Here is a 14603-nt window from a genome sequence, read left to right on the forward strand (position 1 = left end):
CCTAAAGTGGCTTTCATTGCCAGCGGAGGGGCTTTGGCCGGAACGCCGCGCGCCTCAGGTCAGCGCAAATGGCCGATTGTATAGGTCGGGCTGGTCATTTCCCGCTCGAAATAGGCTTCAAGCAGCTTGGGATCGGGCTGATCGCCATTGGTCGTCTCGGACGCGGCAAGTCCGCCGGTGATAAAGAGCGAATCGAGGTTCTCGCCCATCGCCCCGGCAATATCGGTGCCGATGCCATCGCCGATGGCCAGTATGCCGGCCTCGCCCACATCCTTGCCAAGGGCGGCAAGGCGGCGGCGTGCCAGATCGTAGATCGGTGGGTGCGGTTTGCCGAAATAAAGGCTCTCGCCGCCCATTTCGGTATAAAGCCGCGCCAGCGCGCCCGCGCACCATTCGCGCGTGTCGCCCCGGTCGACGACGATATCAGGGTTGGCGCAGAGCAGCTTCATTCCCTTTTGCTTGGCATAGAGGAAGTCGGCGCGGTTCACCGACGGGTCGGCCATCGGATCGAACGGGCCGCAGCAGACGATGCCGGTCGCCTCATCCAGTGGGACACGGGTGATGTCGACCGGGTTTTCGATCACGTTCATCGGGGCAAAAAACCCCTCGTCACGTTCCCATTCGCCCATGAAATAGACTTTTTCGCCCACAGCGCCTCGAAACATTGCCGCGCGCGCCGAATCGCCAGAGGTGGCGATGGAATCATAGGCGTCCTTGGGCACACCAAACTGGCCCAGTTGTGCCGCGACGCCCACGCGGGGTTTCGGCGAATTGGTGACCAGAACGACCGTGCCGCCGCCCGCGCGATAGGTTTGCATCGCCTGAACTGCGTCTGGATAGGCTGTCACGCCATTGTGCAGGCACCCCCAGAGATCGACGAACAGCGCGTCGTAGCGGCTGGAAATTTCGGCGAGCGAATTGATGATCTGCGTCATGGCGGTCTCCTGCTTGGCGATTACGCCAGATATGGCAGGCGCATGGGGCCAAGACCAGAGGCGTGTGCGGTTGCAGCCCGTCGCAGAGCGAGGCAGGGTGACGAAAAAGGCTGGACAGCATGCAAGACCATTCACACGACGGCCACAGCGGCCACGATCATTCTGGTGGGGGACATTCCCACATCCCCAAGAACGAGACCAAGATCGCCATTGCCGCCGCGCTGACCGGCACCTTTATGGTGGCGGAGGTGGTTGGGGGTGTCATCTCGGGCTCGCTCGCGCTGATTGCGGATGCGGGGCATATGCTGACCGATTTCGCGTCGCTGATGCTGGCTTGGCTGGGGTTCCGGCTGGCCCGCCGTCCTGCGGATTGGAAGCGTACATATGGCTTTGATCGTTTTTCGGTGCTGGCAGCCTTTGTCAACGGCATGTCGCTATTCGCCATTGCCGCATGGATCATGTGGGAGGCGGTCCACCGACTGAGTGCGCCGCAAGAGGTGTTGGGCGGGGTCATGCTGTGGGTCGCGCTGGGCGGCCTGCTGGTGAATATCATTGCCTTCGTCGTGCTTACACGCGGCGGTGAGGGTGAAAACCTGAATGTGCGCGCCGCCGCTCTGCATGTGATGGGTGATCTGCTGGGCTCGGTCGCGGCACTGGTCGCGGCGCTGGTGATTATCTGGACCGGCTGGACGCCGATCGACCCGATCCTGTCGGTGCTGGTTGCGCTGATCATTCTACGCTCGGCGTGGGCCGTGGTGGCGCAAAGTGGGCATATATTGCTGGAAGGCGCACCTGACGGATTCGATCGGCGCAAGGTGGTCGAGGATCTGTGCGCCGAAGTGCCGGGATTGCGCGACGTCAGCCATGTCCACGCGTGGTCGGTTACGCAAGAGCGGCCAATGGTGACAATGACCATCGCGCTGAAGGATGGTGTTGATCCGGCTGCGGCCAAGGCCGCAATCCGCGAGCGACTGGAAACGCGGCACGGCATCGGCCATGCGACTATCGAGCTGGATATGTGAGCGCAGAGGTTTTTCGCGAAGTATTGGTGCCGTTCAGCGCGCTGTGTAAAGTGCCACCGCCGCAAAAGCAGTAGCGATGCCCAGCCCTATGCCATTCCGATCAGGTTCAGCATAAATGCGACGGGTTGCTTGGGCTTCTTGTGCCGCAGAATTTGCTGCGCCAGCTTGGCCGCCGGCCACCCACCGACGAGATTGCGAGCGTCAGCAGCATCTTTTCACGGGTGCGCCACTCTCGCGCGACCGACTGCCGCCTGTCGCGCAGAAAGGGCTGCATAGGTTATCGCATTCACGATCAAGCCTACCCCACCCAGCGCCACCGGGTGGGGTAGTCCGGTCTTGGTTTAGACCTTGAGGTTGGGGATGATCTGCTTTTTGCGGCTCATCACTCCGGGCAGGACGACAGTGTCGCCTGTGGGCGCGGCGCCGAAGGATTTTTCGGCCAGGCCTTTGACCAGATCGTTGGGGATCAGCAGCGTCGCTTCTTCGTTGAGGATATCCACAACAAAGAGCAACACCTGATCGACGCCGTCTTCGGCTGCGACCGTCTCCATCGACTTCATCAGGCTGTCCTTGCGGTCCAGCACGACCTTGGGCGCGGTCGTTTCCAGAACCGAGACGCGGAATTTGGTGCCCGGCAGCTCGAATTCCTTGCTGTCCATGCGCAGCAGTTCAGCGTCCGAGAATGCCGAAACGTCGGATTTCGCGGCGAACATCTGGGCGGCGTAATCGCCGATATCAATGCTTAGATCCTTGGCCAGATCATGCGCGATTGCCTTATCCTCGTCCGTTGTGGTCGGGCTGCGGAATTCCAGCGTGTCGCTGAGGATGCAGGACAGCATCGCGCCTTTGATACCTTCGGGCATCCGGGCCATATCCTTGCCGATCATCTTGTGCATGAGGGTGGCGGTGCAGGCCAGCGGTTCGATCCGGATTTCCAGTGGGCCGCGCGTCTCCAGCCCGCCGACGAGGCGGTGATGGTCGATGATGCTGAGGATATTGGCGTTGTTGATGTTTGCGGGCAGCTCGGACGGGTTGTTGGTGTCGACGATGACGACCGACTGATCGGACTCGACGTCCTCGATGATCTTGGGCGTCTCGAGGTTCCAGCGTTTCAGAACGAACGCCGCCTCGGTATTTGGCTTGCCCAGAAGGACCGGCTTGGCGCTCTCGCCCTTGATCTCATTCAGATACCAGGCCCAAATGATGGGCGATCCGGTGCTGTCCGTGTCGGGGGAGGTGTGGCCGAAAACGAGAGTTGTCATGAGGCGCGATCCTTGGCTGAGCGTTGCATTTTGCGCGCCTTATATGCGCGCGATGCGGGCTTGTCACGGGGGCGGGGGGCGGTCAATCTGGGCCCATATGGATAAAATTGTGGAAAAAATTGCCGAAACCGATCTCTATCCGCCCGTCAAGGCGTGGCTGGGCGCGCAGGGATACACCGTCAAGGGCGAGGTGGGTGCGGCCGACGTCGTGGCGCAAAAGGGCGGCGAGTTGACCATCGTCGAGCTGAAGCTGGGATTTTCGCTGGTGTTGCTGCAACAGGCTGTGGCGCGGCAGGCGGTCTGCGATCTGGTTTATGTCGCTGTTCCGCGCTGGCGGGGTAAGGCGGGCTGGCGCGCGTTCAAGGGCAATGTGGGGCTGTGCCGGCGACTGGGTCTGGGCGTTCTGTCGGTGCAGATCGCCGGAGGCGAAGTTCAGCAGCACGCCGCACCCGGCCCGTTTCAGCCGCGCAAATCGCCAAAGAAGCGCGGTCGGCTGATGCGCGAATTCGAGGCGCGCGTGGGCGATCCGACGCATGGCGGCACGAATGGGCAGGTGATGACGTCCTATCGGCAGGACGCGCTGGCCTGCGCTGCGCATCTGGTGGATGCGGGTATGGCAAAGGGGGCCGAGGTGGCGCGCGCGACGGGCGTGGGTCGCGCCACGCGAATCATGGCCGATAATCATCACGGCTGGTTCTTTCGTGTGGAGCGCGGCGTTTATGCGCTAAGCGAGGCGGGCGCGGCAATCTTGGGAGAAGCGCGCATCAGCGGCGGTTATTTCGTCAACAAAGGTCAATACTGAGGTGAATCGGGCGCTAAGCGTTCCGTGTGATCCGGCGCCTCTGAGCGTTCATATCTACGGCGCTCATTTCCAACATGAGCCAGTTGACTTCGTCGTGAGGCTTGCTTACCTACCGGTTGTTGGCACTCGCCCAGAGTGAGTGCTAGCGGCCCAACATAGGGCCGTATAAACGTAATTTTGAGTTAAGGAGCCTCAGAGATGGCATTTACACCGCTGCACGACCGCGTCCTCGTTCGCCGTATCGAAGGTGAAGACAAGACCAAGGGCGGTCTGATCATTCCCGATAGCGCCAAAGAAAAGCCCAGCGAAGGCGAAATTGTCTCGGTCGGCGAAGGCGCCCGCAAGGATAGCGGCGAGCTGATCGAAATGGCCGTGAAGGCCGGCGATCGCATCCTGTTCGGCAAATGGTCGGGCACAGAAATCACGATCGACGGCGAAGAGCTGCTGATCATGAAGGAGAGCGATATTCTGGGCAAAATGGCCTGATATCGCGCGATGCCGCGCCGCCCCATAGGGCAGGCGTGCATTGACCTGAAACACTAATTCGAAGGAATTGAGATATGGCTGCTAAAGACGTCAAATTCAGCACCGACGCCCGCAACAAGATGCTCAAGGGCGTCAACATCCTGGCCGATGCCGTCAAGGTCACGCTGGGTCCCAAGGGCCGCAACGTGGTTCTCGACAAGTCGTTCGGCGCACCGCGCATCACGAAGGACGGTGTCTCTGTCGCCAAAGAGATCGAACTGGAAGACAAGTTCGAGAACATGGGCGCGCAGATGGTCAAGGAAGTTGCCCAGCGTACCAATGACGAGGCCGGTGACGGCACCACCACCGCGACGGTTCTGGCACAGGCCATCGTCAAGGAAGGCATGAAATCGGTTGCAGCGGGCATGAACCCGATGGACCTGAAGCGCGGCATCGACCTCGCGACCGCCAAAGTCGTCGAAGAGATCCGCAAAGCCGCTCGTGACGTGTCCGACAGCGCAGAAGTCGCGCAGGTCGGCACCATTTCCGCCAACGGCGAAGCAGCAATCGGCCAGCAGATCGCAGACGCGATGCAAAAGGTCGGCAACGAGGGTGTCATCACCGTCGAAGAGAACAAAGGCCTCGAGACCGAGACCGATGTTGTCGAAGGTATGCAGTTCGACCGCGGCTACCTGAGCCCCTATTTCGTGACCAACAGCGACAAGATGATTGCCGACCTTGAGGACTGCATCATCCTGCTGCACGAAAAGAAACTGTCGAGCCTTCAGCCGATGGTTCCGCTGCTCGAGCAGGTCATTCAGTCGCAAAAGCCGCTGCTGATCATCGCTGAGGACGTCGAAGGCGAGGCACTTGCCACGCTGGTCGTCAACAAGCTGCGCGGCGGTCTCAAGATCGCAGCCGTCAAGGCCCCCGGTTTCGGCGATCGTCGCAAGGCGATGCTGCAGGATATCGCGATCCTTACAGGCGGTCAGGTCATCTCCGAAGATCTGGGCATGAAGCTGGAGTCCGTCACGATGGACATGCTGGGTTCGGCCAAGAAGATTTCGATCACCAAAGACACCACCACCATCGTTGATGGCGCTGGCGAAAAGGCCGAGATCGAAGCGCGCGTCGCTCAGATCCGTAACCAGATCGAAGAGACCACCAGCGACTACGACAAAGAGAAGCTGCAAGAGCGCGTGGCCAAACTGGCTGGCGGTGTTGCTGTTATCCGCGTCGGTGGCATGACCGAAACCGAAGTCAAAGAGCGCAAGGACCGTGTCGATGACGCGCTGAACGCGACCCGTGCTGCTGTTCAGGAAGGTATCGTCGTTGGCGGCGGTGTTGCTCTGATCCAGGCTGGCAAGGTTCTGGAAGGTCTGACCGGCGAGAACAACGACCAGACGGTCGGTATCTCGATCGTGCGCAAAGCCCTCGAGGCACCACTGCGCCAGATCGCCGAGAACGCGGGCGTCGACGGTTCGGTTGTTGCAGGCAAGATCCGCGAGAGCAATGATCCCAAGTTCGGCTTCAACGCTCAGACCGAAGAATATGGCGACATGTTCAAGTTCGGCGTTATCGACCCTGCCAAAGTTGTGCGTCACGCACTTCAGGACGCAGGCTCGATCGCTGGTCTGCTGATCACGACCGAAGCCATGGTTGCCGACAAGCCCTCCAAAGAGGGTGCAGGCGGTGGCGGCATGCCCGACATGGGCGGCATGGGCGGAATGATGTAAGATACGTTGATTTCGCTTCGCGAATTCAACTGACCGCATCAAACCAAACGCCGAATAATGAAGGGGTCGCCTTACCGGGCGGCCCCTTTTTCATTGTGCCACCGGCCTCGCAAAAAGAGAAATTGGCCCCCGACGGCAATAGTCCGAGGTGAGCAAGGCCTGTGACATTTAATCTGAGCTGAACTTATGGTCTCTCTCTGATGTGTGCAAAGGTGTGTCGCATGCCTGTTTGGGAGCATGTGATGCGTTTGCCCTATTCTGAGGCTGCCATCGGCCAATGCCTCTTACTGGTGCTGGCATCCGCCGCAGGATCTACGAAAAGCGCACGTTGTCGCTCGAAGCCCAAATTGTGAGAGTGATCGTATCCCTCGGTGCTAATTGACCAACCTTCTGTCCGCCAATCTGAGAATACCACAGCGCCGCTATCAGTTGCGCAGTCCAGATAAGCGGCCGCGCCTGGTGGCGGCCCAGCGTTTTTCCAATTCGGCTTTTGAATTGTGCCTTGGCTCCATGGGGCCATTGATAAAAGTGGCAGGAAGCGGCGGGAGCGGTCGAGTTTCGCAGATGCCTCCCGCGCCTCGACGTGGTAGAACGTGATCATGATATTGCGATTTCCGGAGTTCAGTCGTGACATGCGGCGCGGCGAAGAGGGCGCGATCGATGCGCTGTTGCACCGCGCCTTTGATGGCGTGCGCGAGGCACAGCTGGTGGCGGCACTGCGCCGTGCGGGTGATATCGCGGGCGAAGTGGTACTGCCGTTTCAGGGAGGCGTCGTTGGTTATTACGCGCTGTCGCGGATGCGCGCGCCAGAAGATTGGCTGTGCGTCGCCGTGGTCGCTATCGACCCTGACTGGCAGGGCAGCGGGCATGGCCGTCGGCTTATTGGCGTTTTGGGCGAATGGGCGCGTCTGAGCGGGCGGCATGTGGTGACGACGGGGCCTGCCGGGTTTTTCGAGCGTGCCGGGTTCGTCACCGCATCTATAGACGGTGCCGAGGTGATGCTGGCCGGGCCGGGTGGGGCCACAGACAATACGTCCCTGATTTATCCGGCTGCGTTTGGAAGCCGCTGATACGGTTGTTGTTTCGGCGCTCGCGCTGGCCGGGTGTATCGTGCCGGACGACTGCGCATTTACGCTGCATCATTGCGCCTTGCGGATGGCCGTGACCTCAAGCTCGATCATGCCGCTGGGGCGGGGCCACTCGACCACATCGCCGATCTGCGCCTCAAGCAGCGCGCGTGCCAAGGGCGAGGGGGCGCCGATCAGACCCGCGTCGGGGTCTGCTTCGTCTTCGCCAACAATGGTATACGTGGCAGAGCGACCGTCCTCGTCCAGAACGTCGACCACCGCACCGAATTGCACGCGGGGATAGTCGCCATCGGGCGGCGCTACCAGCATGGCCGAGCTGATGCGCGCCTCGACATAGCGCAGATCGCGTTCGGCCACGGCAAGGGGGTAGGATGCCTCGGGATCGTCTGGCGCAGATCGCAGTCGGGCGACATCTGCCTCCAGCACCTCGGCGCGCGCCTGAAGCTGCGCCAGCCCCGCGGGCGTGACGTGATTGGGATGTGGCGAGATCGGCAGATCGTCCAGCCGCTGTGGCGTGGTGCTGCCGTCGTCTTCCTTGGTGAAGGCCTTGTTCATATCAGTCTCAACTTACAATGTTTTCCAGCGGATCATAGGCGATGCCTGTTGAAAAAGCGACATCCGGCAGGCGGTCCGGTTTTAGTCGGACGCTTGCTAGCTCATTCTCGTGAAACCAGCGCCTGCGGGTCACGATGCCTTCAGGGTCACGCCAATCGTGGCTTAGCGTGCCACTGGTCAGCGTGCAGCGAAAGAATATCTCGACCTGATGAAAGCCGCGATCCGGCGCATGAAATTCGTTCACGAGGCAGGGTGCGCCGACCGTTATGTTTAACCCCGTCTCTTCATACACCTCCCGCGCGAGGTTCTCTGGTAGCCCCACATGCATTTCTGCGCCACCGCCGGGCGCGCACCACAGATTACTGGCATCACCGGGATAGGCGTTGACCAGCAAGAGCTTGCCGTCGTGAATCAGGACCGCGCGGGCGGCGAGGCGAATGGGCATGGGCGGACTTTCACCAATAACGGTCCAAGGGGGTCTTTTCGTGCGACCAGTTTGCGCATATCTCGTCAAGGATGAAAACATTGGGCTTCATAGCGGCGCTTGCGCTGCCTGCACCGGCGTTGGCCGATTGCGCAATATTGGTTCATGGCCTTGCGCGCAGCGATGCGTCGTTTCTGGTGATGGAGGAGGCGCTGAAGGCCCAAGGGATGCAGGTTGTACGCCCGTCCTACCCCTCGACCGAGGCGCGCATTTCCGTGCTGGCGGACGAGGTGCTGCCGGGTGCCGTTGCCGCCTGCGGCGACGATACGGTACATTTCGTCACCCATTCCATGGGCGGCATCCTGCTGCGCGCGTGGCTGCCGGCACACAGGCCCGAAAATCTGGGGCGCGTCGTGATGATGGCCCCGCCCAATCATGGCAGTCAGGTGGTCGACGAACTGGACGGGCTTGAGCTGTTCGAGTGGTTTAACGGCCCGGCTGGGATGCAGCTGGACACCGGCCCTGATACCTTCACCGAAAACCTGCCAGCCGTCGATTTTGAGCTGGGCGTCATTGCCGGAACACGCTCACTCAACCCCTATTTCTCGCTGCTGCTGGAGGGGCCGGACGATGGCAAAGTCTCGGTTGCTTCGACGCGGGTCGACGGAATGGCGGATCATATCGAATTGCCGGTGACCCACACCTTTATGATGAACAATCCCATGGTCATCGCGCAGGTCGAGACGTTTCTGAAAACCGGGGCCTTCGATCATGACATGAGCCTGAAAGACCTGTTCTGGTGGAGCGGTCCGTGACGCTGGAGCTATGTTTTGAAGGTGCTGATGTACTGCGCCCGGGTGGGCTGGAGCGTGCACCGATCAGCATCGCAGGCGGGCGCATCGCCCGAGGCGGCGGACGCGCGGTTGATCTAAGCGGATTTACCATTCTGCCCGGCATCGTCGACGTCCATGGTGACGGGTTCGAGCGTCATCTGGCCCCCAGACGCGGTGCGATGAAGGATATCGGCGAAGGCCTGATCGCCGCCGAGGCCGAGCTGGCGGCGAATGGCGTGACCACTGCCGTTCTCGCCCAGTTCTATAGCTGGGAAGGCGGCATGCGCGGGCCCGACTTTGCCCAAGCCGTGATGGAGGGGCTGGGGCGGATACGCGGTGAGGTGGCGACCGATCTTCGCGCGCAACTTCGGTTCGAGACGTCGATGGTCGACGATTACACAGCTGTCGCCGATTTCATCGCGGCGCATGATATTGGCTATGTCGTCTTTAATGATCACCTGCCCCACGACGCGCTAGCGGCGGGCAAGCGTCCACCGCGCCTGACCGGGCAGGCGCTTCGTATCGGGCGTAACCCCGAAAAGCACCTGGCGGCGATGCAGGCCCTTCATGCCGGAATGCACCGCGTGCCGCAGGCGCTGGCGCGGCTTTGCGCGGATCTGGCAGCGGCTGGCGTGGTAATGGGCAGCCACGATGATCGCAGCGCCGATGGGCGTGCAGGATGGCGTGCATTGAGCGTACCGATTACCGAGTTTCCGGAAACGATCGAGGCCGCCGAAGCCGCACGCACAGGGGGCGACGCAATCATCATGGGCGCGCCCAACGTCGTGCGCGGCGGCTCGCATAATGGCAATGCCAGCGCGCCCGACATGGTGGCGATGGGCCTCGTCGATGCGCTGGCATCGGACTACCACTACCCATCGCTCAGGCGCGCGTCCTTCTTGCTGGCAGATGCGGGCGTGCTAGATCTGGCGGGCGCTTGGCATCTGGTATCAAAGGGGCCGGCGGAGGTTTTGGGGCTTGCGGATCGGGGCGATCTGACGCCCGGACAGCGCGCCGATCTGGTAGTGATCGACAGCGCCACGCGCCGCATCGTGGCCACGGTCGCAGGTGGGCGCATCAGTCACCTCACCGGCGTGGCGGCCGAACGACTGATCGGCTGACTGCGGGCCTGCCCATCGGCGAACCATCGGCGAAACCTTGCAGATGCGTTCAAGCAAACGCTTTCGCAAATGCCGATTGTTGCGTATTGTGCAACAAAAAAACAGGCAAAGAGGGCAGGATATGATGCATTGGATTCGCAAAGGGGCCACGCTGCTTCTGCTGGCGGTGCCGGGTGTCACGCTGGCTGAGTTGGGCAATGCGCCAGAATCAGATACGCGGCCCGATGACTTGAGGGTGGCTGCAACCGGACCCGCCGTGCAGCGCCCTGTCCTGCGTCCCGAGGGGCTGCAAAAAGCGCGCGTGCAGCAAGTTGCAACGTCCGATCCCGGCTTTCGCAACTGGATCAAGGGGTTCCGCAGCCGCGCCGTCGCAGCCGGCATTCGCAGAAATACGCTGGATGCAGCTTTTGCAGAGGTGCAATACGACCACAGTGTGATCAAACTGGATCGCAATCAGTCGGAATTCAACAAACAGATTTGGGACTACCTTGACACTGCCGTCTCGTCCGCGCGCGTCGCCAACGGGCGCAAGGCGATGGCGCGCCACAGCGCCACGTTGGACCGGATCGAGACGCGGTACGGCGTCGACAAGGCGGTTGTCACCGCGATCTGGGGGCTCGAGAGTGCCTTTGGCGCGGCGCGAGGTAACAACCCCCTGATCGCATCGCTGGCGACACTGGCCTATGACGGGCGGCGCGGCCCGTTCTTTGAAGAGCAGCTGATTGCAGCGTTGAAAATCGTGCAATCCGGCGACGTGGTCCCGCGCGCCATGACCGGTAGCTGGGCGGGCGCGATGGGTCATACGCAGTTCATGCCGACCTCATACCTGACCCACGCGGTCGATTTCACAGGCGACGGGCGGCGTGATCTGTGGTCGGACGATCCCACGGATGCGCTGGCCTCGACAGCCGCCTATCTCAAGCATTTCGGCTGGAAAAAGGGCCAGCCCTGGGGCGTCGAAGTGCGCCTGCCGAAGGGGTTCGATCTTGTCCGCGCTCGCCGCTCATTGACGCGCAGCCCAGCCGCTTGGGCCGCTGAGGGGATCCGCGATGTGCAGGGCCGCGCAGTGCCGAACTACGGCAAGGCTGCGATCCTGTTGCCTGCCGGCGCGTCTGGCGCGGCCTTCATGATCTTTGACAATTTCGCCGTGATCGAGCGTTACAACAAGGCTGACGCCTATGTCATCGGCGTTGGGCACCTGTCCGACCGGCTAAAGGGTGGCCCGGCGATTCAGGCCGTCTGGCCCCGCCAGCACCGCGCGATCAGTTCGTCCCAACGCAAGGAAATCCAGCGCCGGCTTCAGCGCAAGGGTTTCGCCGTGGAAAAGATTGACGGCATCATCGGCCCCAATACCATCGATGCGATCCGTGCCTTTCAAAAATCCGCCGGGCTGAGCGCGGATGGTTTTCCAACCCAAGACTTGCTGAAGGCGCTGGGGGGCTAACAAACGACGCCTTGTCGCTGCTTTGATGGCTAAGGCGCCACCGCGCGTTCATCGTTCTTCAAATACTCCCGCCGGAGGCGTCTTTCCCCTCGTGCGCAGATAGGGCATGAAGGGCGGCAAAAGGAGCAATCCCATGCGTGACAGCACTCCCCTTCTGGCCGTCCTCATCGACGCCGACAATACTTCGCCCCGATGGACCAAGGCCATCTTTGACGAGATCGCCGGTATTGGCGAGGCGTCGGTGCGTCGCTGTTACGGCGATTTCTCGTCCCAGCAGATGAGCGGCTGGAACAAGGTGCAGGCCGAATTCGGCCTTGTGCCGCATCACCAGCCTGCCAATACCGTAGGCAAGAACGCTAGCGACATCGCTCTGGTGATCGACGCTATGGATCTGATGCATTCCGGTCGCTTTGACGGGTTCGTTCTGGTGTCCTCGGACAGCGATTTCACGCGGCTGGCCAGCCGCATCCGCGAGCAGGGGCTGGACGTTTTCGGCATCGGCGCGAAAAAGACGCCCGAAGCGTTTCGACAGGCCTGCAAGCGGTTCATTTATCTCGAAAACCTCGGCGGCGCGCCCGAGGATGCCCCGGCCAAGCCGAGCGGGCAGAACATAAACGAGGCGCGCGATCTGCTGTTCAAGGCGATGGACAGCATCGATCAGGACAGCGACTGGTATGCGCTGGGCCGCCTTGGCCAGCAGATGACCGCCGCCAATCCCGATTTTGACACCCGCAGTTACGGCCACAAAAAGCTGAGCGATCTGATCGCTGCGATGAAGGTGCTGGAAACGCGCCGCGAGGGCAATCAGCTGATGGTGAGGCGGATGGACTGACGGCGTGAATCTGGACAACAAGCGCGCCCTGTGACACATCCTGCGCGACCCCCCGAGGCTCAAGGATCTGCGTGCCATGACCATCACCCGTTTCGCCCCATCGCCCACCGGCTACATCCATGTCGGCAACCTGCGCACCGCGCTGATGAACTGGCTCATCGCGCGCAAGGCGGGTGGCACCTTTATCTTGCGCATCGACGACACCGATCCGGTGCGCAGCAAGGAAGAGTATGTCGACGGACTGAAAGAGGATCTCGACTGGCTGGGCCTACATTGGGACCGGGTCGAGCGTCAGTCCGAGCGGCTGGATCGCTATCACGATGCCGCCGATAAACTGCGCGAAATGGGCCGTTTCTACGAGGCGTTCGAGACCCCGACCGAACTGGACCTCAAGCGCAAGAAGCAGCTGAACATGGGCCGCCCGCCGGTCTATGATCGCGCCGCTCTGGCGCTGGACGATGCTGAAAAGGACCGTCTGCGCGCCGAGCGTGGGCCAGGTGTGTGGCGCTTCAAGCTGGATCAGCAGCGGATCGAGTGGAATGACGGCGTGCTGGGCGATATCAGCATCGACGCGGCCTCGGTCAGCGATCCGGTTCTGATCCGTGGCGATGGTCAGGTGCTTTATACGCTCGCGTCTGTTGTGGACGATACCGAAATGGGCGTGACCGATATCGTGCGCGGGTCGGATCATGTGACCAATACCGCCACCCAGATTCAGATCATCGAGGCGCTGGGCGGGCATGTGCCGAACTTTGCACATCACTCGTTGCTGACCGGCCCGCAGGGCGAATCGCTGTCCAAACGCCTCGGTACGCTCAGTTTGCGCGATCTGCGCGCGCAAGGTATTCAGCCCGCTGCTTTGCTGAGCCTGATGGCACGCCTTGGCTCTGCTGATCCGGTTGAGTTGCGAACTGATCTGGACGCGCTGATTGAGGGCTTTGACATCTCGCGCTTTGGCTCGGCACCGACGAAATTTGATGTTCAGGATCTGTTTCCGCTGACGGCGCATTACCTGCAAGGGCTGGACTACGGTGAGGTCAAGGCGCGCATCGCGGCCCTTGGCGTGCCGGACGATCTGGCCCCTCAATTCTGGGAGGTTACGCGCGGCAACATCACGGTGCTGGCCGATCTGGACGCATGGTGGGCGATGTTCCGCGACGGCGCCGAGCCGGTGATCGATGATGAGGATGCCGAATTCATCGCCGCCGCGATGACGCTGCTGCCCGAAGGCCCGTTGGACCAGGATAGCTGGGGCATCTGGACCACCGCCGTAAAGGAAGAGACCGGGCGCAAGGGCAAGGCGCTGTTCATGCCGCTGCGCAAGGCATTGACCGGGCAGGCGCATGGGCCTGAAATGGCGCAAGTGCTACCGCTGTTGCAGGTGATCCGCGCGCGCGGTTAGGCGCGGCGCATCTCAACAGGCAGGTTTGCGAGGCCGTCGTCGACCACATCCCTTTCGCCGCGCGAAAGGCGACAGGCGCGCGGGTAGTGCGGATCGGCCCGGTCGTCCAGCACCGGCGCGTCCCATCCATCTGTCGTGTCAAAGAAATGTTGCGCGCCGCCCGACCCGAATTCGCGCAGATATCCCTGCACGACCACGTCGATGTAACTCAGCAGCAGGTGATGGCCGCCCTTCGCCGCGCCGTCGTAGTTCCGCGGGACGGAATAGACGGCAATCTGCGGGCTGTGAGGCAGGGGATGCCTGACCATATGCTGCGCCGGGATGCGATCATACGCGCCTTCTCGGATGTCCAGCGCATGCCAATCCGCATCCGGCACCGGGGCGATCAGCCCGTCGATCCAGCTGTCTTGATCCTCGACCACGGATAGAAACGCTACCTCGCGCAGGTTCGTCGGAAGCCATGTGCGCCGCCAGCCGTTCAGGCGCGCGGGATGCGCGTCCTTGAAGCTGTGCGTATCGCGGTTCACAAGGCTGCCGTAGCCAAAAAAATAGGCGTGCGAGGGGGCAGTCATGGGGGCGTCGCTTTCATATTGGTTCCTCAGAAGGCTTCGCGCAAAAAGCGCCACAAATCAAGCTGAAGGCGTCGGGCGCATGCAATTCCTCTTGCCGATGCAAAGGCGGT

The 14603-nt window shown here is 61.6% G+C and carries 15 protein-coding genes; 10 read left to right on the forward strand and 5 right to left on the reverse strand.

What is annotated here, in order from left to right:
• Positions 1-59: 59 nt before the first annotated feature.
• Entirely contained in the window at positions 60-935 is an 876-nt protein-coding gene (locus tag U3654_RS01010; RefSeq protein ID WP_324753511.1) for a TIGR01459 family HAD-type hydrolase, read from the reverse strand.
• A gap of 119 nt (positions 936-1054) precedes the next feature.
• Here U3654_RS01010 and U3654_RS01015 point away from each other — a divergent pair, with 119 nt between their 5' ends.
• A complete protein-coding gene (locus tag U3654_RS01015; RefSeq protein WP_324753512.1) occupies positions 1055-1957 on the forward strand; it encodes a cation diffusion facilitator family transporter in 903 nt (300 codons plus the stop codon).
• A gap of 341 nt (positions 1958-2298) precedes the next feature.
• On the opposite strand, the gene U3654_RS01020 is transcribed toward U3654_RS01015, so the two are convergent.
• Positions 2299-3219, reverse strand: a complete 921-nt coding sequence (locus tag U3654_RS01020; protein ID WP_324753513.1) for a manganese-dependent inorganic pyrophosphatase — start codon at positions 3217-3219, stop codon at positions 2299-2301.
• Between the two features lie 109 nt (positions 3220-3328).
• Between U3654_RS01020 and U3654_RS01025 the strand changes: the two genes are divergently transcribed.
• From U3654_RS01025 to U3654_RS01040, 4 genes are all read left to right on the forward strand, one after another.
• The gene (locus U3654_RS01025) at positions 3329-4021 is read left to right on the forward strand and encodes a DUF2161 domain-containing phosphodiesterase (RefSeq protein WP_324753514.1); all 693 of its coding nucleotides are present in this window, start codon (positions 3329-3331) and stop codon (positions 4019-4021) included.
• Positions 4022-4219: 198 nt separating this feature from the next.
• Complete coding sequence (locus U3654_RS01030; RefSeq protein WP_324753515.1) at positions 4220-4507, forward strand: co-chaperone GroES; 288 nt, start codon at positions 4220-4222, stop codon at positions 4505-4507.
• Positions 4508-4581: 74 nt separating this feature from the next.
• On the forward strand, positions 4582-6222 hold the full coding sequence (groL, locus tag U3654_RS01035) for a chaperonin GroEL (RefSeq protein WP_324753516.1): 1641 nt from the start codon (positions 4582-4584) through the stop codon (positions 6220-6222).
• A gap of 599 nt (positions 6223-6821) precedes the next feature.
• Positions 6822-7292 (forward strand): GNAT family N-acetyltransferase, encoded by a 471-nt coding sequence (locus tag U3654_RS01040; protein ID WP_324753517.1) that lies wholly within the window; start codon positions 6822-6824, stop codon positions 7290-7292.
• Between the two features lie 69 nt (positions 7293-7361).
• Here the strand turns inward: U3654_RS01040 and U3654_RS01045 are convergent, their stop codons facing one another.
• Together U3654_RS01045 and U3654_RS01050 are read right to left on the reverse strand one after the other, a co-directional pair.
• A complete protein-coding gene (locus tag U3654_RS01045; protein ID WP_324753518.1) occupies positions 7362-7865 on the reverse strand; it encodes a GreA/GreB family elongation factor in 504 nt (167 codons plus the stop codon).
• 7 nt (positions 7866-7872) lie between these two features.
• Positions 7873-8310, reverse strand: coding sequence for an NUDIX domain-containing protein (locus tag U3654_RS01050; RefSeq protein WP_324753519.1), 438 nt, complete (start codon positions 8308-8310; stop codon positions 7873-7875).
• A gap of 71 nt (positions 8311-8381) precedes the next feature.
• Between U3654_RS01050 and U3654_RS01055 the strand changes: the two genes are divergently transcribed.
• From U3654_RS01055 to gltX, 5 genes are all read left to right on the forward strand, one after another.
• Entirely contained in the window at positions 8382-9104 is a 723-nt protein-coding gene (locus tag U3654_RS01055; RefSeq protein ID WP_324753520.1) for an alpha/beta fold hydrolase, read from the forward strand.
• On the forward strand, positions 9089-10243 hold the full coding sequence (locus U3654_RS01060; protein ID WP_324753521.1) for an alpha-D-ribose 1-methylphosphonate 5-triphosphate diphosphatase: 1155 nt from the start codon (positions 9089-9091) through the stop codon (positions 10241-10243). The genes U3654_RS01055 and U3654_RS01060 overlap by 16 nt, the downstream gene beginning before the upstream one ends.
• Before the next feature lie 121 nt (positions 10244-10364).
• Positions 10365-11687, forward strand: coding sequence for a lytic murein transglycosylase (locus U3654_RS01065; RefSeq protein WP_324753522.1), 1323 nt, complete (start codon positions 10365-10367; stop codon positions 11685-11687).
• A 133-nt stretch (positions 11688-11820) separates the two neighbouring features.
• On the forward strand, positions 11821-12519 hold the full coding sequence (locus U3654_RS01070) for an NYN domain-containing protein (RefSeq protein WP_324753523.1): 699 nt from the start codon (positions 11821-11823) through the stop codon (positions 12517-12519).
• A 76-nt stretch (positions 12520-12595) separates the two neighbouring features.
• Entirely contained in the window at positions 12596-13921 is a 1326-nt protein-coding gene (gltX, locus tag U3654_RS01075) for a glutamate--tRNA ligase (protein ID WP_324753524.1), read from the forward strand.
• Here gltX and U3654_RS01080 read toward each other — a convergent pair.
• Positions 13918-14493: a gamma-glutamylcyclotransferase family protein gene (locus U3654_RS01080; protein ID WP_324753525.1), complete on the reverse strand. Its 576-nt coding sequence runs from the start codon at positions 14491-14493 to the stop codon at positions 13918-13920. The two genes, gltX and U3654_RS01080, sit on opposite strands and share 4 nt — an antisense overlap.
• Positions 14494-14603: the final 110 nt, after the last annotated feature.

The sequence above is a fragment of the Roseovarius sp. Pro17 genome, from assembly GCF_035599575.1.
Classification (GTDB): Bacteria; Pseudomonadota; Alphaproteobacteria; order Rhodobacterales; family Rhodobacteraceae; genus Roseovarius.